This is a genomic window from Granulicella aggregans (genome assembly GCF_025685565.1).
Taxonomy (GTDB): domain Bacteria; phylum Acidobacteriota; class Terriglobia; order Terriglobales; family Acidobacteriaceae; genus Edaphobacter; species Edaphobacter aggregans_B.
On record NZ_JAGSYE010000003.1, the window covers coordinates 32,464 to 55,099 of the forward strand.

17 protein-coding genes are annotated in these 22,636 nt (G+C 59.7%); 8 read left to right on the forward strand and 9 right to left on the reverse strand.

The features are described 5' to 3' along the window. Positions 1-72: 72 nt before the first annotated feature. The 7 genes from OHL18_RS15560 (at position 73) to OHL18_RS15590 (ending at position 9,487) form a co-directional block, all read left to right on the forward strand. Positions 73-1,488, forward strand: coding sequence for a multicopper oxidase family protein (locus tag OHL18_RS15560; RefSeq protein WP_396274888.1), 1,416 nt, complete (start codon positions 73-75; stop codon positions 1,486-1,488). Continuing rightward, positions 1,485-3,923 carry a c-type cytochrome gene (locus tag OHL18_RS15565; protein ID WP_317890505.1) on the forward strand — a complete coding sequence of 813 codons (2,439 nt, stop codon included), beginning with the start codon at positions 1,485-1,487 and terminating at the stop codon, positions 3,921-3,923. The genes OHL18_RS15560 and OHL18_RS15565 overlap by 4 nt, the downstream gene beginning before the upstream one ends. 65 nt (positions 3,924-3,988) lie before the next feature. Then, the gene (locus tag OHL18_RS15570) at positions 3,989-4,888 is read left to right on the forward strand and encodes a sugar phosphate isomerase/epimerase family protein (RefSeq protein WP_263375801.1); all 900 of its coding nucleotides are present in this window, start codon (positions 3,989-3,991) and stop codon (positions 4,886-4,888) included. A 358-nt stretch (positions 4,889-5,246) separates the two neighbouring features. Beyond that, positions 5,247-6,725 carry a rhomboid family intramembrane serine protease gene (locus tag OHL18_RS15575; RefSeq protein WP_263375802.1) on the forward strand — a complete coding sequence of 493 codons (1,479 nt, stop codon included), beginning with the start codon at positions 5,247-5,249 and terminating at the stop codon, positions 6,723-6,725. Positions 6,726-6,966: 241 nt separating this feature from the next. Continuing rightward, on the forward strand, positions 6,967-7,713 hold the full coding sequence (locus OHL18_RS15580; protein WP_263375803.1) for a hypothetical protein: 747 nt from the start codon (positions 6,967-6,969) through the stop codon (positions 7,711-7,713). 100 nt (positions 7,714-7,813) lie between these two features. Continuing rightward, the gene (yihA, locus tag OHL18_RS15585; RefSeq protein WP_263375804.1) at positions 7,814-8,428 is read left to right on the forward strand and encodes a ribosome biogenesis GTP-binding protein YihA/YsxC; all 615 of its coding nucleotides are present in this window, start codon (positions 7,814-7,816) and stop codon (positions 8,426-8,428) included. Positions 8,429-8,434: 6 nt separating this feature from the next. After that, the gene (locus OHL18_RS15590; RefSeq protein WP_263375805.1) at positions 8,435-9,487 is read left to right on the forward strand and encodes a sialidase family protein; all 1,053 of its coding nucleotides are present in this window, start codon (positions 8,435-8,437) and stop codon (positions 9,485-9,487) included. Between the two features lie 17 nt (positions 9,488-9,504). On the opposite strand, the gene OHL18_RS15595 is transcribed toward OHL18_RS15590, so the two are convergent. The 7 genes from OHL18_RS15595 to OHL18_RS15625 all read right to left on the reverse strand — a co-directional run bounded on the left by OHL18_RS15595 (position 9,505) and on the right by OHL18_RS15625 (position 20,212). Beyond that, entirely contained in the window at positions 9,505-10,356 is an 852-nt protein-coding gene (locus OHL18_RS15595) for an acetyl-CoA carboxylase carboxyltransferase subunit alpha (protein ID WP_263375806.1), read from the reverse strand. Positions 10,357-10,479: 123 nt separating this feature from the next. Beyond that, positions 10,480-14,016, reverse strand: coding sequence for a DNA polymerase III subunit alpha (gene dnaE, locus OHL18_RS15600; protein WP_263375807.1), 3,537 nt, complete (start codon positions 14,014-14,016; stop codon positions 10,480-10,482). 80 nt (positions 14,017-14,096) lie between these two features. Continuing rightward, a complete protein-coding gene (locus tag OHL18_RS15605; RefSeq protein WP_263375808.1) occupies positions 14,097-14,939 on the reverse strand; it encodes a hypothetical protein in 843 nt (280 codons plus the stop codon). A 78-nt stretch (positions 14,940-15,017) separates the two neighbouring features. Continuing rightward, a complete protein-coding gene (locus OHL18_RS15610; protein WP_263375809.1) occupies positions 15,018-16,475 on the reverse strand; it encodes a carboxylesterase/lipase family protein in 1,458 nt (485 codons plus the stop codon). Between the two features lie 99 nt (positions 16,476-16,574). Beyond that, the gene (locus OHL18_RS15615; RefSeq protein ID WP_263375810.1) at positions 16,575-17,735 is read right to left on the reverse strand and encodes a peptidylprolyl isomerase; all 1,161 of its coding nucleotides are present in this window, start codon (positions 17,733-17,735) and stop codon (positions 16,575-16,577) included. Between the two features lie 42 nt (positions 17,736-17,777). Next, entirely contained in the window at positions 17,778-18,965 is a 1,188-nt protein-coding gene (locus tag OHL18_RS15620; RefSeq protein ID WP_263375811.1) for a glycosyltransferase, read from the reverse strand. Continuing rightward, a complete protein-coding gene (locus tag OHL18_RS15625; RefSeq protein WP_317890506.1) occupies positions 18,962-20,212 on the reverse strand; it encodes a spinster family MFS transporter in 1,251 nt (416 codons plus the stop codon). Before OHL18_RS15625 ends, OHL18_RS15620 begins: the two co-directional genes overlap by 4 nt. 93 nt (positions 20,213-20,305) lie before the next feature. Here OHL18_RS15625 and OHL18_RS15630 point away from each other — a divergent pair, with 93 nt between their 5' ends. Next, positions 20,306-20,776, forward strand: coding sequence for a nuclear transport factor 2 family protein (locus tag OHL18_RS15630; protein ID WP_263375813.1), 471 nt, complete (start codon positions 20,306-20,308; stop codon positions 20,774-20,776). Positions 20,777-20,778: 2 nt separating this feature from the next. On the opposite strand, the gene queF is transcribed toward OHL18_RS15630, so the two are convergent. Both queF and OHL18_RS15640 read right to left on the reverse strand, forming a co-directional pair. Then, positions 20,779-21,192, reverse strand: coding sequence for a preQ(1) synthase (gene queF, locus OHL18_RS15635; protein ID WP_263375814.1), 414 nt, complete (start codon positions 21,190-21,192; stop codon positions 20,779-20,781). Positions 21,193-21,237: 45 nt separating this feature from the next. Then, positions 21,238-22,464, reverse strand: a complete 1,227-nt coding sequence (locus OHL18_RS15640) for a M48 family metallopeptidase (RefSeq protein ID WP_263375815.1) — start codon at positions 22,462-22,464, stop codon at positions 21,238-21,240. Positions 22,465-22,636: the final 172 nt, after the last annotated feature.

Here is a 22,636-nt window from a genome sequence, read left to right on the forward strand (position 1 = left end):
GCCTCATTGACTCCTGAAATTGACTTCTGAATTCGCGACATGCTTCCATTGTTTCGCTTCTTCGCCAGGATCATGATCCCATTGAACAGACGAGAGTTTCTCTACAAGATCGGCTCGACTGCTTTCCTGCCGTCCCTGGCGCCGCTCGCGACCGGGCGCGCGTTCTCCGCGGCTCTTCCCGCTTCGACCGCAAAGGCTGACCATACCCTCCGGATCGAGCCGACTACGCTCGACATCGGGCCCGGCGTCTCTATCCGTACCGTCACCTATAACGGCCAGGTTCCAGGGCCTCTCCTTCGCATGAAGGAAGGTAGCCCCGTCGTGATCGACGTGACCAACGCCACATCCACGGACGACATCGTTCACTGGCACGGTCTAGCCATTGGCACCGTCCCCGATGGCGCAGTGGAAGAAGGCTCCCCGCTGATCGCCGCGGGCAAGACTCTCCGCTATAGCTTCACGCCGAAGCCAGCAGGCACCCGCTGGTATCACACCCATGCCATGGCGATGGGCGATCTGAAGCTGGCTGCCTACACCGGCCAGTTCGGCTTCCTGCTGGTCGAAGGCCGAGAGCCAAGCCCGCACTATGACCGGGAAGTTAACCTCGCCGTCCATCACTGGGAGCCGTCCTTCGTCCCCATGGTTGAGACCATGCGCGCCGAGTCTTCCAACATGCCGCAGACGACTGGCTCGGACGTCGGCTACAAGTACGCTACGTTCAATGGCCACATGCTCGGCGCGGGCGAACCCATTCGAGTGCGAAAGGGCGAACGGGTGATGATGCGTCTGCTGAACGCCAGCGCGACTGAAAACGTCGTGCTCGCGTTGCCTGCCCACACCTTTCGCGTCATCGCGATGGACGGCAACCCGGTTCCCAGGCCGCGCTCGGTGGAGGTTCTCTCGCTCGCCGTCGCGGAGCGGGTAGACGTTATCGTCGAGATGAACTCGCCCGGCGTCTGGGTTCTCGGGTCAACCCTCGAAGCGGAACGTACCAAAGGTCTCGGCATCGTCATCGAGTACGCTGGCAGCACCGGCCAGCCGGTCTGGCGTGATCCCGCACCCGCCGAGTGGGACTACTCCCTCTTTGCAGCAAACAAACCTGCACCCGAGCCGGCGGAGACCTTCGTCCTCACGTTCCGCGACGCCGGATCACTGGATGGCTCGAAGTTCGACACGTGGACCATCAATGGAGACGCGTGGCCAAAGGTCCAGCCCATCATGGTGGACCAGGGCGAGCGCTATCGCATGCTCTTCCGCAACGCCAGCGGCGATCAGCATCCCATGCACCTTCACCGGCACAGCTTTGAAGTCACGAAGATCGGCGACAAACCTATGAGCGGCCTGATGAAGGACGTCATCAACGTGATGCCGCTTCAGACTATCGCCGTCGACTTTATCGCCGACAATCCCGGCGATGCCCTGCTGCACTGCCACCAGCAACTCCACATGGACTACGGCTTCATGCAGATCGTGAAGTACCGCGGGTGACGCGCACGGGCAACGCACTTCCGCCATCCCTCCGCCTCGCCCTGGCGGCCCTTATGACGGCGCTGGGGTTCGGCCTGTGGCTAGGCTATCCGCACATCACGCATGCGGCCTTCGCTGTCGCATCGAATCAACCGACACTCTCGACCGACTGGCCTGCCTACAACGGAGGAGTCAACGGAGATCACTACTCCGAACTCGCCCAGATCAACGTCGGCAACGCTCATCTCCTCAAGCAGGTCTGGCGCACCGACGTCGGCAATGATGGCGGCGTGCAGGTCAACCCGCTCGTCGTTGGGCGCGTCGTCTACGGCTACACGCCTACGCTCCAGGTCATCGCGATGGATGGTGCCACTGGCAGAAAGCTCTGGACCTTCGACTCGAAGATCGAGGGCCGCCAGCCCAGCCGCGGCTTCAGCTACTGGCATTACGGCAAAGAGTCCGTTCTCTTCGCCTACATCATGAACTTTCTCTACGCGCTCGACCCTGCCACTGGCCAGCCAATCAGAAGCTTCGGCGAAGACGGACGACTGGATCTGCGCAAGGACCTGGACTCGGACTACACCCAGAACAACGTCGCCCTGACCACACCAGGGGTGCTCTTCCACGACCTCCTCATCGTTGGCTTCCGCGCTCCGGAGACAAACCCTGCTCCACATGGCGACATTCGCGCCTATAACGTTCGCACCGGAAAACTTACCTGGAGCTTTCACACCATTCCGCATCCCGGCGAAGCGGGCTACGCCACATGGCCCCAAGACGCATGGCAAACCGCGGGAGCCGCCAATAATTGGGCCGGGATGACCGTCGATATCCAGCGCGGCATCGTCTTCGCACCCACCGGTTCGGCAGTCTCTGACTTCTACGGTGCCGACCGCGTAGGCAACGACCTCTTCGCCAACACGCTCCTCGCGCTGGACGCGAACACCGGCAAGCAGCTCTGGCACTTTCAAGGCGTGCATCACGACATATGGGATCGCGACTTCCCTGCTTCACCTGCCCTCGTCACTGTCCAACACGATGGCAAGACAATCGACGCCGTCGCCCAGACCAGCAAGCACGGCTTCGTCTTCCTCTTCGACCGCGTCACCGGCAGGCCGCTCTTTCCCATCGAGGAGCGTCCGTTCCCTTCCTCCGACGTACCGGGTGAAGTCGCCTCACCGACCCAGCCGATCCCCACGGCGCCCGAGCCGTTCGCCCGCCAGAGGCTCACCTCCGATATGCTGACCGCGCGCACGCCCGAGGCGCATGCGTGGGCCGAAAAAGAGTTCAAGACCTTCCGCAGCGAGGGACAGTTCATCCCTCTATCGGTGGACAAACAGACTGTCGTCTTCCCGGGCTTCGACGGCGGAGCCGAGTGGGGCGGACCAGCCATCGATCCTCGCTCCGGCGTGATCTACGTCAATGCGAACGACCTTGCCTGGACCAGCGGCCTCACCGAAAACAAGCCCGGCACTCCTGGCCAGGTGCTGTACCAGACGCAGTGCGCCATCTGCCACGGCGGCGACCGCAAGGGCAATCCACCTGCTTTTCCCACGCTCGTCGATATCGACAAGCGTCTCACCAAATCTCAGCTTGTCGCGACCATTCACGGCGGCAAAGGCCGCATGCCCGGATTTCCCGCGGTTCAGAACACGCGCCTCGAACAACTTGTCGACTATCTCGATCACCCCACGACCGCCGATCCGGACATGAACATCGCTTTGGCGTTGGGTGGCACGGATGTTCCCGGCGGCAGGCTCTATGCGAAGAACTGCGCCATCTGCCACGGCGAAGATCGGCTCGGGGCGCCTTCGAACTACCCCGGCCTGCTGGGCGTTCGCGCACGCATGTCCGATGCGCAGATCGTCACGATCATCCACCAGGGCAAAGGCCGCATGCCCGCATCTCCGAAGCTCACAGCCGACGACAACGCCGCCATCCTGCGCTATCTCGGGCCGCCGATGGACGCTCCCCCCGCCGCGTCCGAGAAACGCGAGCTCGTCGGCGCGAACTCGTCGACCGTCCCGAGGTACCGCTTCACCGGATATCGCAAGTTTCTCGACCCCGACGGTTATCCGGCCGTCGCTCCGCCCTGGGGCACGCTTAACGCGATCGACCTGAACACCGGCAAATTCATCTGGAAGATTCCACTGGGCTCTTATCCTGAACTCGCAGCAAAGGGCATGGGCGATACCGGCACCGAAAACTATGGTGGCCCCGTCGTCACCGCAGGCGGCGTCCTGTTCATCGGAGCTACGATCTATGACCGCAAGCTCCGCGCCTTTGAGTCCGCGACCGGCAAGCTGCTCTGGGAGGGCGATCTCCCCTTCGCCGGCACCGCCACCCCCAGCACGTACATGATCGATGGCAAACAATACATCGTGATTGCCACCAGCGGCGCCCGCAACCCGAAAGGCCCGCAAGGAGCGGCCTACGTCGCCTTTGCCCTGCCATAGCTCTATGCGTATGGGACGCAAGGGATCTACTTCTCATCACGACACGCTTACAAAGGAGCAATCCATTGAACTTCACACGACGTCACTTCATCGCAACTGCAGCTGCCGCCCTCACCGTCCGCACCGCGCTCTCCGAACCCCTCGGCCTGCCCGCAGGCATCCAGCTCTATGCTGTCCGTGACGAGCTTGCGAAAGACACACCCGGAACCCTGAAAGCGCTCCACGACCTCGGCTTCCGTGAGGTCGAGTCCGCCGGCTTCGGCAAGTACACCGCAGTCGAGTTCGGCAAGCTCATCAGCGACGCGGGGCTGAGCTGCCCCAGCGCCCATCTTCCCTTCACCGGTGCGGCCGACCTGGCCCCCATCTTCGCCGACGCCAATGCGCTTGGCGCTCACTTCGCGGTCAGCTCCGTCTTCGTCAATCTCTTTCCCAATGGACGGCCAAAATCCACGGATCAGGCTGCACCCTCGCCCGCGCTTGGACTGGACGGCTTCAAGAAGATCGCAGCGCACATGAATGATGCAGGCAAGCAAGCCAAAGCCGCCGGTCTGCAGTATGCCTACCACAACCACAACTTCGAATTCGAGAAGATGCCCGACGGCTCATTCGGCTACGACGTCCTGCTCAACGAGACCGACCACGATCTGGTGAAGTTCGAGATCGATTGCGGCTGGATGACGGTCGCAGGCGCCAGCGCTCCGGCTTACTTCAAGCGTCACCCCGGCCGCTTCCGCATGCTTCACGTCAAAGACTTCCGTCCCATCAAGCCCACGATCGACCTCGTCGGTCCCGGCCGCCCTACCGGCGTGGAACTCGGGCACGGCTTTATCGACTACAAGTCGATCTTTGCCGCCGCGAAGACAGCAGGCATCGTGCATATCTTCGCCGAACAGGAAGCGCCCTACCAACGCGGACAGCTTGAGTCCGCCAAAGTCAGCTACGACTTCCTCCACTCTTTCTCTTAGCTCTGTTCCAGCCCGGAGTTTCGGGCCAGAACGCGCTCCTCATGGGCCCCGATGGCGCGTTCATTACCGGAAGCGACTTTCTGAGGACGGTGGAGTGAAAGCGGCCTATTGGTTAGGAGATCTCGCTCCCAGGTAAGCACGGTCTCGGACCGACTGTGCAATGACTGGGCGTGGGGAAGAATCAAAGAGGCGAGACGGAACAAGGGTTCACAGCAAGGGTTAGACTGCTCCGGCTCAACTCGAAGTCCTTGCACGCCTCGCACCTGTGATTCAGAGTTCGGGGAACTCCTTCGAACGACAGCCATCAGAACTGCCGGGCCATGCTGATCATCCAGATGCAAGCGCAGGAGATGTGCCTATGCCTGAAGATCCATCGACGCCTGTGGCCGTTCAAGAGCTTCCTACCCTTCAGCAGACCCTGGATGCCGCAACCCCGAAGGTGATGGTCACGATCGCGCTGATCGCAATCAATCTGTCCATCTTCGTGGCAATGTTCATCCTCGGTGCCTCGTCTTTCCAACCTGCGCAGATTCTGCCGTGGGGAGCGAACTATGGCCCACTTACCACGCACGGTCAGTGGTGGCGGCTACTGACTGCCTGCTTTATTCATCTCAGCGTCATCCACGTTCTGATGAACATGTACATCCTCTTCCAGGTGGGCATCTTCACCGAAAAGCTCTTTGGCAATCTCCGCTTTCTTGTGCTTTACCTGCTCGCCGGGGTCTTCGGAAACGTAGCGGGTCTTTACCTTCATCCCAATGTTGTCTCGGCGGGAGCTTCAGGGGCCGTCTTCGGCGTCTACGGAGCCTTGCTGGCGTTCCTGCTGAAGGAACCCGACGTGATCCCGAAAGCGAATGCACTCGCGATCGCAAAGTCCGCCGGCGTTTTTCTTCTCTTCAACATCATCTATGGCTTGTCCAAATCAGAAGTTGATATGACCGCACATATCGCTGGATTGGCCGGAGGCTTCGTAGCCGGATGGTTTCTCGCGAGCCCGCTCTTGCCAGCAGCCCAGCACATTCAGCCTCTCCGGGCTCTGACGGTCGCGGCAGGTGGAACCCTCCTCGCAACCGTTTGCCTCATGGCCGCTCCGAAGACCCAAATGAACATAAGTGAGTTGAACCGCCAGGTCATGACCGGGAAGAGCATACCGGTGGGCAACGGCGGCAAGATCATATACAGCGGCGCAGCCACTGTGGAAGACGCCGAAAACCTCGGCAAATTGCTTCGAGAACAATACTTCTTCTCGAACCAGGGCAACGTCATCCTCTTCTCGAAAGACTCTACCGGCCCGTCGATCACCTTCCCACTGAGAAGCCAGCGAGCGAAGGGAGTGTCCACAATCGCAGGGAATGTCCAAGCCCCGGCAAACGCGGTGCCGCTGTGGGACGATCCAAACACGATTCTGAACTTTGAGAGGCTCGGCGTACTAATCGCTCCGTTTGTTGGCGGCCCACCTTTGGAGGTTCGCTTGACCGACGCCAAAGGCGATCTGAAACATGTACTGCATATCGAGTACCGGTCGCGTGCCGTAAGCGCGCATGATCGGGTCTGGTACTCCGGCACCGCAAGCGAAGCAGACGCAAAGGTCCTCGGCAAGACGCTTCAATCCCTCGGATACTTTCATGACACCGGCGGCCTTGTCCTGCTTAAGAAAAATGCCGGAGCGACCGACTTGTCTTTGATCGTGAAGGACGGTGTTTGGAACGATCAGCGCCTTGTCGCAGGCTTTCAGACTCTCGGAGTCAAGATCGCCGACGCAATGGGAAGCCACCCTCTGGCTCTTCATTTACTTGACGGAACCCATCAGGAAAAGAAACTCCTGACAGTCCCTTAGCGCCCCGGGCGAGAGCCCGCTGCTTCCATTGCCGCAAGCGCTGCTCTCTTCTGGACACGCGATACGACATCAGGCATATCTTAGTATCTAGCTGGGTTACGGAGAGACGGTGCATATCCAGCGAGATATCCGGCTTATCACGCTACGTTGCCAACTTCGAGTCGCCCCGAAAAAGGGCAACTACTCCAAAATCGGAATCATCTACCTTTGTGGAAGCCCACTTCCGGAGGCCATTACGAGCATGAAAGTTTACCGTCTTCTTTCCAGGGTTATTCTCTTGGCGGGCATCGCAGCGGCGATGGGCGCGATCGGATGCAAATCGACTCCCCCTGCTACCCCAGCACCTGTAGCCGGACAGAACGCCCCCGCCGGTCCGGTGAACTCCGACGGAACTCCAACCAACGCTGCACCCGCGCCCTCCACTGCGCCGACGGTCGCCGCCACGCCCGCACAGCCTGTGGCAGCTCCCTTGCCACCGCCCCAGCCAGTTGCCTTGGTAGCTCCAAGAGGAACGCGCGTCGTAGTTCGTACCAATGAGACCCTCAGCGCTGGAAAGAATGAAGTCGGCGATGCCTTCTCCGGCGAACTCGAGGAGCCTATCGTCTCGCACGGCGAAACCCTGTTCCGCCGCGGCACACGAGTCTCCGGGACTGTCGTGGCGGCCAAAGGCAGAGGCAGATTCAAGGGCGAAGGAGCCATCGGGATCGAGATCTCATCCATCGGTTCCGTCCATGTTCACACTTCGGAGTACGAGAAAGAGTCCAAAGGCAAAGGCAAGCGTACCGGAGCTCTGATCGGCGGCGGCGCGGGTCTCGGCGCGATCATAGGCGGCCTCGCGGGCGGCGGAAAGGGCGCAGTCATCGGCGGTCTGGCTGGCGCTGGAGCGGGTACTGCAGGCGCAGCATACACCGGGAACAAGGATGTTGTGATTCCATCCGAGTCTGTAGTGACCTTCAGCCTTCTGGATCCCTTGACAGTGCAGCCCTAAAATCTGTCTGAGTTTGTTGTGAGAGAGTGCCCATCCGGATCGCGATAGCATCGCAGCCCGGATGGGCATCTTCATGCAATCAAGAGACTAAGATAGAGCTATGCGCCTCTCGCCGGTCTTTCTGCTCTCTGCCACTGATGTGTCCCACTTCCCCACCAAGGCAAAGACCTTCGATGTGCCGGAAGTCGCGTTTCTCGGCCGCTCGAACGTAGGCAAATCTTCCCTGATCAACTCGCTCATCGGATCGAAGGAAGCGCACGTCTCCTCGACCCCCGGCCGAACCCGCGCGATCAACTTCTTCGCTCTGCACGAGGGCGCAGGCGAAAAAAAGAAGATCCGCCCCACGCTGATCTTTGCCGACCTCCCCGGCTACGGATACGCCAAGATCTCGAAGTCCATCTCCTCCGAGTGGCCTACCTTCATCGAACCTTACCTGGCCAACCGTGAGACGCTGGCACTGTGCATCTGCCTCGTAGACACCAACATCCCACCCCAGGCCAACGACACCCAGCTCATCACCTATCTCAAGCAAAGCCAGCGGCCTTATCTGGTGGTGGGCACCAAGGCCGACCGCATCTCAGGGAACGTCCTGTCAAAGTCCATCGCGGCACTCAAGCGCGAGCACGAGGTCGACGAGATTCTGCCGATCTCCGCCAAAACCGACGCCGGCATCAAGACGCTATGGTCACGCCTGATGGCCGTGTCGGAGGAATAGACACCTGTGCGCCGCCACCTCTCAATCGTTCTTGCACTCATCGCGGTCTTCACCATGCACCTGTCTGCTCAACCGAAGGGCGAGTTCATCTTCCCGCCCGGCAGCACCTTATTTCCATCGAGCCACGCCTCCACCCTCGTCGAACTGAGCGACCACTCGATCCTTTCCGCCTGGTTCGGGGGTACCGCTGAGGGCGCAAACGACGTGGCGATCTGGAGCTCGAGGCAGATCGCCAGAGCATGGTCGAAACCGGTCGAACTGGCACGAGAACCCGGCGTCGCCTGCTGGAATCCAGTCCTCTTCCATGCGCCGAATCCGCCCGCCAAATCTCAGCGCCTGTGGCTCTACTACAAGTTCGGGACCGACCCGCAAAATTGGACCGCCGCCCGCAAGTACAGCGACGACGAAGGGACGACCTGGTCGCCCGCAGAACACCTTCCGGCAGGTTTGATCGGCCCGGTTCGGGCCAAGCCGCTCGTCTTACCCGACGGCACCATCGTCAGCGGAAGCTCCACTGAGTCTTATCACTCCTGGGCCGTATGGATCGAGCGCAGCAAGGACAACGGCAAGTCCTGGGCGAAGATCGGGCCAATTGCCCCGGCCCCTTCAGACCCCGCCTCGAACCAGCGCGAAGGCATCATCCAGCCCTCCGTCGTCTCGCTCAGAGCAAAGCACCTGCGTCTCTATGCACGTTCCACCGAGGTCATCGGACGAGTCGTCGTATCCGACTCCTTCGATAAAGGCATCACATGGACCGAGGCCCGTCCCATCGATGTGCCTAACCCAAACTCTGGCATCGATGCCGTCGCCCTCAAAGACCACCGCGTCGTCCTGATCTACAACAACACAACAAAGGGCCGGTCTCCTCTGAACCTCGCCCTAAGTAACGACGGCGACCACTTCAAAATGTTTCTCACGCTGGAAGACGAACCCGGAGAGTTCTCCTACCCGGCGATCATCGAGGCCAGCAACAATGACCTCTGCATGACCTACACCTGGAACCGCAAGTCGATCCGATTCGTCCGCCTGCGGCAGTCAGAGATCCCAAAGCTCCCATAAACGCAGAGCTTCGTAAGTCAGCCGACCGTATAGAACTGGGCGATGTTGCGGAACTTCGTATAGCGCTTCTCCAGCCGCTCAGCCTCCGGCATCGCCGTCAACTCTGCCAGATGATGCCGCAGCCGATCGTCCACAAACGCCATGGCTGCCGCAGGATCATTCTGCGTGCCGCCCACCGGCTCCGAGAGCACATCATCCACGCAGCCCATCCGCAGCACATCGATCGCCGTGTAACGCAACGCAGCAGCAGCCTGCTGCTTCTTGCTAGCGTCCTTCCACATAATCGAAGCGCAACCCTCAGGCGAGATCACCGAGTAGATCGCGTTCTCGAGCATCAGCACGCGATCGGCAACAGCCAGCGCGAGCGCTCCACCTGAACCACCCTCGCCTGTAATCGTCGCGATCGTAGGGACCTTCAACCGCGACATCTCCAGCAGGTTGCGTGCGATCGCCTCACCCTGCCCACGCTCCTCCGCACCGAGCCCTGGAAACGCTCCAGCAAGGTCAAGAAACGTGAAGATAGGCCGCCCAAATTTTTCCGCAATCTTCATACAGCGAAGCGCCTTACGATAACCCTCGGGCTCCGGACTGCCGAACTTGCGCTCAACACGCTCTTTGAGAGTACGGCCCTTCAGGTTGCCGATCACCATCACCGGTTCGCCATGAAAGAAGGCCATTCCACAGGCCATCGCGTGGTCATCGCCGAAGGCACGGTCGCCGTGAATCTCGCTGAAGTCAGTAAACAGAGCTGAGATAAAGTCCATCGGATAGGGGCGCTTCTCGTGCCGCGCAAGCTCCGTCTTGATCCACGCTTCCGGCACCGCCGGAGGGGACTTCTGTGCGTTTCGTGTCGATTCGATCTCTGCCATAACTTAGCCTGTTCCATCTTACTTGATGGCGTTCTTCCGCGCGCCCAGAATGCGCGGGTGCCCCATCCATCGCGCTCTTGCTTCATGCGATGGGTGGGACGTAGGCGTTCACACCGCCCGTTCTTAGTTGATGACCCTTACTCCACCCCGTCCCACCAACTCTTCAATCCTGTCGATAAAGAGCTTATCCGCAGCGACCATCACATCCTGCGGTTCCAGCACCGCACAGAACGCTCCCGGCTCTTCAAGATCAAGCAGCAGCTTTCCTGTGCCGGGGGCGCTCCGAAAGACCGCCTGCATCTTCACCAGCAGCTCCTTGTCCGGGCTGTGCAGTGGCACCTTGATCCGTAGTGCCTCCGGCAGCTTCAGCTTGATATCCTCAAGCGCCTGTATCTTTGAAACGGCTAGCTTCGGGGCCGAATCCTCTTCCCCGCGCAGCGAACCCGTGATGAGCACCGGCACATCGATCTTCAACTTCTCCGCCAGCTTCTCGTAGCTCTGCGGAAACGCAATCAACTCGATCTTGCCGACAGTATCTTCCAGCGATGCCTGCGCGTAGAACTCGCCCGAACGCTTCGACTTCGCCACCTTCAGGCCGGTGATAACACCCGCAATCGAGATCTCGTTCGTAGGCTCCTCACTGCGCCCGCGCCGGAACACCTGCGGCTCTGGCTTCATCTCGATGGCCTGAGCCGTCGTGACGACCTTCATATTACGTAACTTTTCGCGATACTTATCCATCGGGTGCCCGGAGACAAAGAAGCCCAGAACGTCCTTCTCATTCTGTAGACGCGTATGCTCGTCCCACTCCGCCACGTTCGGGAGGGCATGTTCCGTGCTCGCCCCGCCGACCGGCCCATCGTCGAAGATCCCGAAGAGTCCACTCTGTCCCGCAGCATTGTCGCGCTGCGCCTTCGCTGCGCCTTCCATCGCCTTGTCCAGCGCCGCCATGATCGACGCACGCGCTCCGAACGCATCCATAGCGCCCGCCTTGATCAGCGACTCCAGCACGCGCTTGTTGAGCAGCCGCAGGTCGACCTTCTCGCAGAACTCCCACAAGCTCGCGAAGCCCTTCTTACCCTCGGCCTCAAGTAACGCACGAGCCGCGATGATCGACTCAATTGCGTTGTGGCCGACGTTTTTGATCGCCGCCAGCCCGAACCCGATCGCGCTTCCCTGCTCGGTCTGAATCGGCGTAAAACTTGCAAACGACAACTGCACATCCGGGGGCACGACCGGGATATTCATCTCCTTGCACTCGGAGATGTACTTGACGACATTCTCCGGCTTGGAGGTTTCACTGGTCAGCAGCGCCGCCATGAACTCGACCGGATAGTGAGTCTTCAACCACGCCGTGTGATAAGCCAGCAACGCATACGCAGCCGAGTGCGACTTGTTGAAGCCGTACCCCGCAAACTGCGCCATCAAGTCGAAGATCTTTCCTGCGGTATCCTTCGGGTGCTTGTTCTTCGCCGCGCCGGCCATGAAGCGCTCACGCTGCTTGGCCATCTCCCCCGCATCTTTTTTCCCCATAGCCCGGCGCAGCAGGTCGGCATCGCCCAGCGAGTAACCCGCAAGCGCGTTCGAGATCTGCATGACCTGTTCCTGGTAAACGATGACGCCCAGCGTCTCGCGCAGGATCACTTCCAACTCAGGCAGCTCATAGCTCACCGCCCTGCGTCCCCACTTACGCTCGATGAAGTCGTCGATCATGCCACCCTGGATCGGGCCCGGACGATAGAGCGCGTTCAACGCGGTCAGGTCTTCAATGGAGGTGGGCTTATAACGTCGCAGAACGTCGCGCATCCCGCCCGACTCAAACTGGAAGACGCCTGAGGTCAGCGCGCGATGATAGACCTGCTCATAGGTCCTCTCATCGTCCAGCGGAATCGTGGCCATATCGACCGTCTCACCAGTCGTCCGCTTGATGAGCTTCAGACAGTCATCGATGACCGTCAGCGTCGTCAGGCCAAGGAAGTCCATCTTCAACAAGCCCATCTTCTCGATGGCGCCCATGTCGTACGACGTGACAATGTCTTCGTTCTTCGCTCGCGTCACTGGCACAAGCTCAGTGAGAGGCTTAGGCGCAATTACAACGCCCGCCGCGTGAACACCCGCGCCGCGGATCAGGCCTTCAAGCCTCAGCGCCGCATCGATGATCTCTTTCACCTTGGGGTCGGTCTCATACGCGGTCGTCAGCGGGCCGCCATCCTTCAGCGCCTGATCGATAGTGATGCCGATGGTCGGCGGAATCATCTTCGCAATGCGATCGACTTCGCCATAGGGCATATCGAGAGCGCGTCCAACGTCCTTGATCGCCGCCTTCGCCGCCATCGTGTTGAAGGTGATGATCTGCGCGACCTGATCGCGGCCATACTTCCGCGTGACGTAGTCAATGACTTCGCCACGCCGATTCATACAGAAGTCGATGTCGATATCGGGCATCGAGATACGTTCGGGATTCAGGAAGCGCTCGAAGAGCAGCTCGTTCTGTAGCGGATCGACGTCGGTGATCTCCATGCAGTAAGCGACAAGCGATCCTGCCGCCGATCCACGTCCCGGCCCCACGGGAATGTTCTGCTCACGCGCGTAGCGAATGAAGTCCCACACGATCATGAAGTAGCCGGGGAACTTCATGTCCTTGATGATGCCGATCTCGCGATCGAGCCGAGCGTGATACTCGTCGATCGTCTTCCGCAACAACCCGCGCGAACGCAGATGCGCGACCGATGTATCCAGCCGCTTTTGTAACCCTTCGCGGCACACTCTCTCGAAGTAGCTGAAGAGCGTCTCGCCCTCGGGCACCGGAAACTCCGGGAAGGGATTGTCCACCTTCTGCATCTTCAAATTGCAGCGCTCGATAAACTGCATGGTCCGCGTGCAGACCTCGGGATGCTCCGCAAACGTGCGGTGCATCTCCTCCGCACTCTTGATGTAGAACTCCTGCGTGTCGAACTTGAAACGGTTTGGATCGTTCATCGATCCCGCCGTCTGCACACACAACAAAATCTCGTGCGCCCGCGAGTCATCCGCCGCCACATAGTGCGAATCGTTCGTCGCAATCACCGGAATATCGAGCTCGCGCTCCATCTTGAAGATCGCGTCGCAGACCTCCTTGTCAGGCTTCAGACCGTGGTCCTGCACTTCGAGAAAGAAGTTCCCCTTGCCAAACATGTCCTGAAACATGCCCGCGCTCTTCTTCGCTTCTTCATACTTGCCAGCCATGATGTGCTGATTAACTTCGCCAGCAAGGCATCCCGAAAAACCAATCAAACCCTCAGTATGCTTCGACAGAAAGTCCTTCGAGACACGAGGCTTGCGATAAAACCCATGCAGCGACGCTTCGCTGGTCAACCGAACAAGGTTGCGATAGCCTTCCTGGTTTTCGGCGATCAGCAAAAAGTGGTTGTAGCCATCGGCGAGCGTGCGGTGGTCGTCCGTCTTCGAGAGATACAGCTCGCACCCGAGGATCGGCTTCAGGTTCTTCTTCGCCATAGCGTTGAAGAAGTGCACCGCGCCATAGATGTTGCCGTGGTCGGTCATCGCGGCCGCCGTCTGGCCGATCTTGCTGAGGTGCGATGCGAGCTTGTCTACATCGCATGCGCCGTCGAGAAGGGAGTAGTCCGTATGAAGATGAAGGTGGGTAAACTCTGCTGCCATCCCTCCATTTTAGGCTTCCGCGAGAGCACGCTCCTGCTGAGGAAAACGCGTCCGAAACCTCGAATCCCTGACCATCATCGCTATCGGAATTTTTCGGGAAACCTCAAACGGTCTGCGCGCAGATGTTCCTGTAGGTTGTCCGCCGTACGCTTACCACGAAGCGAGACATAATTTGCTCTCAACCATTCGACGGCCAGCCGAGTGAACTCCAAAAACGGTGGTGGTTGGGGCAACAGCTCGCCATCGGCAATAACTTCTTCGGAGAACCTGATCGAGTACAACAAGCAGACATCGCTTTCCAGGCGGCTCAGATCGAAGACTGCTGAATAGTGCATATGATATGGACTGGACAGCCTTAGAAATGGCGAGCTGTTCTCTGGTCGCTCTTTCGAGGCCGGAACAATATCAGGCACATTCGTAAAGAGAACATCTCGCGTCAATTCAGGATAAAAACATATGTCTCTGAGTTCACGCGGTCTGTAGTCGTAGTCAGTATCAGACGAGAACGCCCGTCCATCCAGTTCCTCCACAAGATACTTGGCGAATCGCTCGGCATCCTGAGGTATCCATAGCGAAGTCAATTCCTGCCTCTTCGGCTGAAACCAGGGTCGTTCAATTGGATCCAGAGGCCTTGCGACGAGGTGGTCCGTTGGGGCGTACTTGGTCTCAAAGAGGGCAGCCGCTTGCGGTCTGGCGCAAGCCGAACAGTCAGCAGTCACTTCAATGCTGCGCACCTCTCCCTCATCTCGGAAATCATAACGTAACTCGACTTTGAAAAGGTTGTTGCCACAGCGACACCGGCTTAGCTTCGGTCGTCCATCTTCCAGGATATCGGCCCAATAGTCACGACTATCGAGCAGCAGCGAATGGTGCCCAAGCATACAAGTCAAGAGCCCGACCTGTTCAGCACGTTTCAGTCTCATCTGAAAACTCTGGGAGCCACATTCGCATTCGCAGATTATGTTCATTAAGGCCACTTGAAATTCGATTCAACTGCTACCTTACAGCTTCCCATCCCAAAGCCGAAACTCCGCCTCCTGCGGCCTCTCCTCAACCTTACTCACAGCATCCAGAATCATCGTAGGACGCGTATCCGCACGATACTTCGGCCACACCGGCAACCCCTGCGCCGAGGGCGTCTCCCCCTTGATAAACGCCACCCAGGCAGCATGAATCTGTTTTCCGAGCGCCGCTTCCTGCGCTCCGTTTGCCGCATCCAGATGGGGATGCTGCCAAATCATGCCCACATCCAGCGAGTGATAGGAGTACCCACCCAACCTTCCGCTCGTCTCGGCAAAAGCAAGCTCGTACACAAAGGCTGTTCCGCCCGCGTTCACATGCGAGTCCGCCAGCCTCAGGCTCGGAACCCAATACTCTTCCGCTGTGAGCGCGCGTATCCGACGCTGCTCGTCCGTCATTTGCGGATAGGCCGACTTGTACCGCTCGTAAGTCTCATGGAAGGAAGATAGCCCCAGATTGCCAACATTCTGCGCCGTTGCGTCGCCAGGATGCGGCCCAACGAATAAGGCGCTCTCATCGCGATTCGTCCCGATCAGCAAGCGCTTCGTTCGCGCACCTCCAGCCCCGACAACCTGCACCGGCAACTTCGCGATCAGCTTCCCGTCGATCTCAGGCCGCAGAGGAAAGTGTTGCGGCCAGCGATCCATAAACTCCTTCTGCACAGGGATCAGCCTTTCGGCAGGAGCCGTCAGCATCGCCGCCGCTGGCTGGCCAGTCGCCTCCGTCCAAGCATCGGCAAAACCCTTACCGATCGGCGTCGCGAGCACTTTCGGCCACACCCGTTCCGCGCCACCGCTTTCGGAAATCACCTGATGAAACAGAGGCTCCGCCGACGGGACACCCAGCAGGATATCCGATAACTTCGCTCCCGCCGACTCGCCGCCAATCGTCACGCGAGCCGGATCGCCGCCGAAGCTCGCGACATTCTGTTGAATCCACTCCAATGCTGCGATCAAGTCGCGTACCGCGTTGTTCGAAGAGCCTGCATATTTAGGGCCAAGCACAGGTTCAAGATCGAGGAAGCCGAAGACGCCAAGTCTGTAACCGACAGAGATACAAATAACGCCTTCGCGAGCAAAACCGGTTCCATCGTAGGTCGCCTCGAACGAATGCCCACCGGTAAATCCGCCACCATGAATCCACACGAAGACCGGAAACGGCCCCTTACCCTCTGGGGCCCAGATATTCAGATACAGGCAGTCCTCGCTATGCTGAGTTCCCACTTCGCCCGGCTGCATCGGCGAAGCGCTGAAGCTCGTAGCATCCCGCTCGCCCTTCCACGGCTTTGGTGGCAAAGGCGGCATAAACCGAAGGGCGCCAACGGGAGGCTCGGCGAACGGAACTCCGCGAAAAGTGCGGACGCCGTCCTGAGTCAGACCCCGAAGAACTCCCAGAGAGGTGCGGACGTTGGTGTTTGCGGCACTTTTCTGCCCAAACATACGACTACCGCCAAACACTGTGGCCGTAGCAAGAGAACGCTCAATAAACTCTCTGCGGTTTAGAATCGCCAAACTCCTTTTGGTGCCTTACTGCCAATTTCACTGCGAGACAAAGCGTACCTGGATAATCTTTACGGGCTTGATTGGCTTGTTCGCAGCGTCCCTTGGAACGCGAGCGATGGCCTCGACCAGCCTGACGGAAGCGTCATCGCATTGCCCAATGATGGTGAAGCCACCATCAAGCCGCCGCATCGGATGTTCCGAGATAAAAATCTCACTGTTGTTCGTGTCAGGTCCATTATTGCCGAACGCCAGTCGCCCCGGGCGGTCGTAGCTTAGCCCCGGAAAGGTCTCGTTCTTGAAGCGGAACCCGATATCGGTTGCCCCGCTGATATCGCCCGTATAGTCGCCCGTCTGAATCACGAAGTCCGGGATGACTCGATCGAACCCCATGCCGTCGTAGAAGCGCGTCCCGTGCTCCACCTTTTTCGTGACGGGATTCGTCCACTCCTTCGTACCATCGGCCAGCCCGATGAAGACACTCGTGGCTACAGGCGACTCTTTCGTAAACAGGCGGCAGGATAACTGCCCCATCGTCGTCTCAATCACCGCCAAAGGCCCTGCCGGTTCAGGCGCGGAGGCAATCGGTGCCCGAGGATTGGCAACGAGCATGGCCGGAGGCAGATCGCGCGCGACCGGCGGCAGAGGCTGGCCCTCGCGAAGGATCGCAATATGATGGATCACGATCAGCCTGTCCGGGTGGTTGTCCGCTACGGCGAGCCGATGCGAGATCTCCGTTACCACCGGCAGCGACGCGTCATCGCATTGGCCAAACACCACCGCGTCGTCGCCATCATCTTCCGAGTTCGCGTGATCGAGGATCATGAACTCGGTCGTTCCGGTCTGTCCCGCCCTCCGCCGCATGCCCATTCGGCCCGGACGGTCATATCGAAGGACAGGTTCGTTCTCCACTGGAAGACTCGCTGCTGGCCAGTCTGACCGGCTCCCTCCGCGAACTCCCGCCGGTATGCCGTAAAGCGGGGTGCCGTCGTAGAAGGGCTTCTCATGAGCCTTCGTGCCCTGGGCCAGGGCGATGAACTGCGCGGTTGTCTTCGGACGCTCAGCCTCGAAGAGCTGACAACGTATGCGGCCCAGGGAGGTGTCGATCACCGCAACCGGTGCTTTGTGCGAACTCTGCGCAGCGATCGCAGATACATCCATCGCCAGCAGCAACACGCAACAGATTCGGTGAAGACGCATGTTGGAGTTGTAACACTTCGCCGCGCCGGAGCGTTATGCAGGTCACCACATCGGCGCAACGTGCCTCTTCAACTCCGCAAGCGGATAGAACGTGCCTCGCCAGACGACCCCTCCCTGCCGCAGTGTCGTCACCATCGACCTCAGCAAGGCGTAGATCAGCAGCAGCGCAGCGATCGGTGCCAGTAACCCATTCCAGGCAGAGATGCCGGAATGCCGTCCCAACCCGATGTACAGCGACACCACGGACACCGCCGTTAGGATCGCCGGCAGCATCAGCCCTGGCGCAATCACCACTACCGGCAGCACGCAAAATGCGAGAAGCCATCCGCATGCAAAGAGCAGCAGGGGAATCCGAAACTGAAAGGCGGAAAATATATTCTTCGTGAGAACCCCGACTACGCCCAGTGCGCCCGGCGCCCAGTGGACGTTCACCAGACCTCTGCCAAAGGCGACTCTCTGCCGCAGTCCCGCCCGCTTGACGCGGCGCGCTATCCCAAGATCTTCGATGATCTCCATGCGCAGCGCCTCGAAGCCGCCCACGCCTTCGTACACATCGCGGCGGATTAGATTGAAGGCACCCACACCTACGGCATCGCGCTTTGCCTTGGGGTCCGCAACCTTCCAGGGACGCGAAGCCCACATGGCGCAGACCTGGAAGAAGCTCAGCAGCGCCGCCTCGTCCCACCGCTTCAAAACCAGCGTCGGCAGCGTCACCAGATGATCCGCCTGGCTCGCAACGGCATACGCCATAGACCGCCGCAGAGCATCCGGGCCAAAGAGAATGTCGGCATCCGTGAACAGCAGATACTCGCTCGTCGACTCGCGGGCCGCGACCGCCATGGCGTGCGTCTTACCCAGCCATCCCACAGGTAGATCGGTGATGTGCAGCACCTTCAGCCGATCCGGATAGCGCGCCGCGAACGAGTCCATGATCGCGCCCGTGCCATCCGTCGAGCGATCATCCACCGCCAGTATTTCTAACGACGTGTACTCCTGCTTCAGCAGCGACTCCAGACATGCCCCGACATTCTCGGCCTCGTTCAGCGCAGGCACGATGACGGTCAGCGCCGGTCCTGATGCCGGCGCTGCGTCCCAGCCAGCATCCAGAAGATCAGGAACCTTTGGCAGACCTAGCGCAGCCTCTATCGCCTTCCACGCCCATAGCAAACCCACCACCCAGGCCTGAACAACCCAAACTCGCAGTACAAGGTTCCAAAGGTGGAGCATCATCCAGCAAGCCCATGCTCGGACGTCGCATCGGCGCTCGTCGACACCGTCCTCGCGCCAAGAAACAGCAACGCCCCAGCCACCACCATGCTGATGAGCGTCACGCCTAAGCCCGTACCCAGCGTGGAGTGATCGCTGACCAATCCAATCAGCCGGGGACTAGGAGCATCGCCCAACGCATGGATCAGGAATAGCTCCATGGCAATGGCCGTCGCGCGAATCGCTCCCGAGACCGAGTTCACGATCGCGGCATTCAACGGGCCATTACCCAGGAAGATAAAGAACAGTGCGGTGGCAAGTCCGGGAACCATCGCCCACTTCGGACCAAAGAAGCACGCGACCGCTGGAGGCACGGTAAGCAGCGCCGACCACGCCGAGATCAAATACAGCGCCCGCTTGTTCTTCTTAAGCCAAATCTGCGCGATCCATCCGCCAACCGCCGTCCCGCCAAGACCGCCAAAGACCGTGACAGCGCCCACAATCAGCCCGGCAGAGCTTGAGGAGTAGCCGCCTGCCCGTTGCAGGAAGCTCGGCACCCACGCCGAGATGCCTCCGAGTGAAAAGACCACCATCGCCATGCCGAAGGTCGCATAGAGATACTGCGGATTCGCGGCGAGCCCAAAGAGCGTCTCGGTGGCTGCCTTTTTCTCGCCGGGCTTGCGCACGTCGGTAGCGCCGCGCTTGGGCTCCTTCATCACGAAGAGAATCAGCAGCGCAATCAGGATTCCCGGCGCGGCCGAGACAGAGAACGGAATACGCCAGCCGTACCGTCCACCCAGCGCTCCACCAAGCGCATAGCCAACCGCCGCTCCCACGGGAATCGCCGTATAAAAGATGGTCAAGATCCGGTTTCTCTGGTCCGGCTCAAAATAATCTGCCAGCATCGCGGGGGCGTACACGCTGAAGCTTGCCTCCGCGATCCCGAGCGCAGCGTGACGCAAATTCAATGCAAGGTACGAGTGCACGGTTGCCGTGAACAGATTCATGCCGCTCATCAGCAGCGCGGAGAGCACGATCAGCGGCTTGCGCGGAAAGCGGTCACCCAGCCAGCCAGTAAGCGGCGCCGCGCACATGTAGGTCACAAAGAACCAGAAGGTCAGCGCTCCAACCCGCTCGTCCGAGAGCGCAAACTCCTTCTTCACCAGCTCCTGCACTCCGGGCAGGATGTAGCGGTCGATGAAGTTGACGAAGTTCATCGCCGTCAACAAGACCAGTGCGGTCGTCGCCCCGGCGACCTGCAAGATGGGCAACTTGTTCTCAGCAGTCTGTGGCATCCTGTGGGGAGCATATCAGGGCCATGATGCCCGGTGCCCGCACCCACGTGCTCGCATCAAGGAGAGGCCATGTCCGCCACTCGCCCACCGCTCCCACCCTTCACCCTTGAAACCGCCACCCAGAAGGTCCGGCTGGCCGAGGACGCATGGAACTCCCGCGACCCGGCGCGCGTCTCTCTCGCCTACACCGAAGATAGCGTCTGGCGAAATCGCTCCGAGTTCCTCACCGGGCGCGAGGCCATCGTCGAATTCCTCACCCGCAAATGGGCGAAGGAGAACGGCTACCGCCTCATCAAGGAGCTATGGGCCTTCACCGGAAACCACATCGCCGTCCGCTTCCAGTACGAGTGGCATGACGAATCAGGACAGTGGTTTCGCGCCTATGGGAATGAGCAGTGGGAGTTCAGCGAAGACGGCCTGATGCGGCGACGCGAAGCATCCATCAACGACGTCGCAATCGCCGAATCAGACCGCAAGTTCCACTGGCCACAAGGAGCGCGCCCCGCCGATCATCCCGGGCTGGGCAATTCCGTCCAGTAGGTCTACTTCTCGTCTGGCCGGGGATATCGTGCCTCGACAATTGTGGAGATCCCGCCGCGCGGCCGAAAGTCGCCCTTGACCACGGCCCAGACAGGGTCGCAAGCCTTCACCACATCGTTCAGCACCTGGTTGACGATGTTCTCCTGAAAGATTCCCAGATTGCGGTAGACAAACAGGTACTCCTTTAGCGACTTCAGCTCAAGGCAGGTCTTTCGGGGAGAGTAACGGATGGTAAGCACGCCGAAGTCGGGCAATCCCGTCTTCGGGCACACGGAGGTAAACTCGGGGTCGTCGACGAGAATCTCATATCCGGCAAACTGGTTCTGCCAGGTCTCAATATCGGGAAACTTCGTGTCGAGACCAGCCTTGGCGTGGTCGTCGGTGTAGCCGGTAGTTCTCTTTTTCTTCTTAGCCATCACTTCAGTTTACCGGATTCAGACGATCAAATCACGGCACGCGGACTAGGTGTGCTTGCCCAGGGTCGGGCGGTCGTCGGTCGAGGAGGATGGGTTGTTCGGATCGTTATTGGTGCCACCAGCGCGACGCAGCGTGGGCTTGTTGCCGCCCTTGCCGTCGTTGACCTTACGCTTGTTCTCAAGCCGCGCCAGGCGAGCCTTTACATCGTCGAACTCCGAAGTCGTCACGATGTAATCGGGTTTGGCCGGCATAATCGTCGCGATCTCATCTTCGGAGCGGTTGATCCGGTCCGGCGTCTGCGGATGGTCGGAGAAGACCTTCGCCAGCGTTCCTGGCTTGTGCTTCTCGAGCGCATCCAGCTTCTCAAAGAACTGGATAAACGCCTGCGGATCGTACCCCGCGCGATACATGTACTGCAGCCCCAGGTAGTCCGCCTCAGACTCAAACTGCCGCGAAAACTGCAGGAAGGTCACCGGAATCGCCAATTGCGACGCCTCATAGATTCCGTATCCTGTCCACGATCCCGAAGTAAGAATGTACAGAGGAATCGAGCCGATCTGCATGTATCCCAGCCGTGTCTGCTCGCGCGCCGCGTGGTGGGCGCACACATGAGCGGTCTCATGCGCCATCACTCCGGCGAGCTCCGCCTCTTCTTCGGCGGCCAGGATCAGCCCGGAGTTGACGTAGAAGAATCCGCCCGGGAGCGCCATGGCGTTGATCTCGTCCGTATCGATGACCTTGATGGTGAACGGCACCTTGCAATCGGAGTTCTTCACGATGTTCTGCCCGATGCGATTCACATATTCATTGATGACGGGGTCATTGACGAGGTGAGCCGACTTCTCGATCTCCATCGAATACTGTTTGCCGTTCGAGATCTCCCAGTTCGTCGAGAACCAGTTCCCTACACCGCGACCGCCGATGTTTCGCGTCCCCACCGCGTTCACGTCATCTTCACTGCCCGCCTTGATATGCGGATCGAGCGCCTCGCCCGGAGACGGCAACGAGTCCGTCTTCGCCGCAGGAGCGGGAAGCGGCTTTGCATCCTTCGCCGCAGGAGCGTCGGAACCCTTATCCGATCCTGTGATAGGCGGCGTGCTCGCCGGCTGAGCGCCGGTATCTGCCGGAGTACTGGTAGACGGCGTTGAGGAGGTAGGCGCAGGACTGGATGCAGGAGCCGGAGTCTGTTGCGAGATAGCCGACACAGGAAGAGCCAGAGCCGCGGCCATTCCGACCTGGAGAACGGGATATTTGATGGAGGCGAAACGCATGGGAGAATCTCCGGTGAGACGGCTGGACTCGCCTGGCGAACCGCGAGATACAGCTCTACACGTCCTTGGACGCTAGTATGCGCCTTTTCGTGAGCAACAGCCAGAGAGGAACCGTCAGAGCAGCTTCTTCCCGCTTTGCTCCATAGAGGAACGACGAGAAGAACCGATTGGA

What these genes read in the sequence shown, in the direction of transcription:
- OHL18_RS15560 (WP_396274888.1), top strand. Translation starts at nt 73, where the DNA reads ATGATCCCATTGAACAGACGAGAGTTTCTCTACAAGATCGGCTCGACT.
- OHL18_RS15610 (WP_263375809.1), bottom strand. Translation starts at nt 16,475, where the DNA reads ATGTTTGGGCAGAAAAGTGCCGCAAACACCAACGTCCGCACCTCTCTG.
- OHL18_RS15605 (WP_263375808.1), bottom strand. Translation starts at nt 14,939, where the DNA reads ATGAGACTGAAACGTGCTGAACAGGTCGGGCTCTTGACTTGTATGCTT.
- dnaE (WP_263375807.1), bottom strand. Translation starts at nt 14,016, where the DNA reads ATGGCAGCAGAGTTTACCCACCTTCATCTTCATACGGACTACTCCCTT.
- OHL18_RS15620 (WP_263375811.1), bottom strand. Translation starts at nt 18,965, where the DNA reads ATGATGCTCCACCTTTGGAACCTTGTACTGCGAGTTTGGGTTGTTCAG.
- OHL18_RS15580 (WP_263375803.1), top strand. Translation starts at nt 6,967, where the DNA reads ATGAAAGTTTACCGTCTTCTTTCCAGGGTTATTCTCTTGGCGGGCATC.
- OHL18_RS15595 (WP_263375806.1), bottom strand. Translation starts at nt 10,356, where the DNA reads ATGGCAGAGATCGAATCGACACGAAACGCACAGAAGTCCCCTCCGGCG.
- OHL18_RS15640 (WP_263375815.1), bottom strand. Translation starts at nt 22,464, where the DNA reads ATGCGTTTCGCCTCCATCAAATATCCCGTTCTCCAGGTCGGAATGGCC.
- OHL18_RS15575 (WP_263375802.1), top strand. Translation starts at nt 5,247, where the DNA reads ATGCCTGAAGATCCATCGACGCCTGTGGCCGTTCAAGAGCTTCCTACC.
- OHL18_RS15630 (WP_263375813.1), top strand. Translation starts at nt 20,306, where the DNA reads ATGTCCGCCACTCGCCCACCGCTCCCACCCTTCACCCTTGAAACCGCC.
- OHL18_RS15615 (WP_263375810.1), bottom strand. Translation starts at nt 17,735, where the DNA reads ATGCGTCTTCACCGAATCTGTTGCGTGTTGCTGCTGGCGATGGATGTA.
- yihA (WP_263375804.1), top strand. Translation starts at nt 7,814, where the DNA reads ATGCGCCTCTCGCCGGTCTTTCTGCTCTCTGCCACTGATGTGTCCCAC.
- queF (WP_263375814.1), bottom strand. Translation starts at nt 21,192, where the DNA reads ATGGCTAAGAAGAAAAAGAGAACTACCGGCTACACCGACGACCACGCC.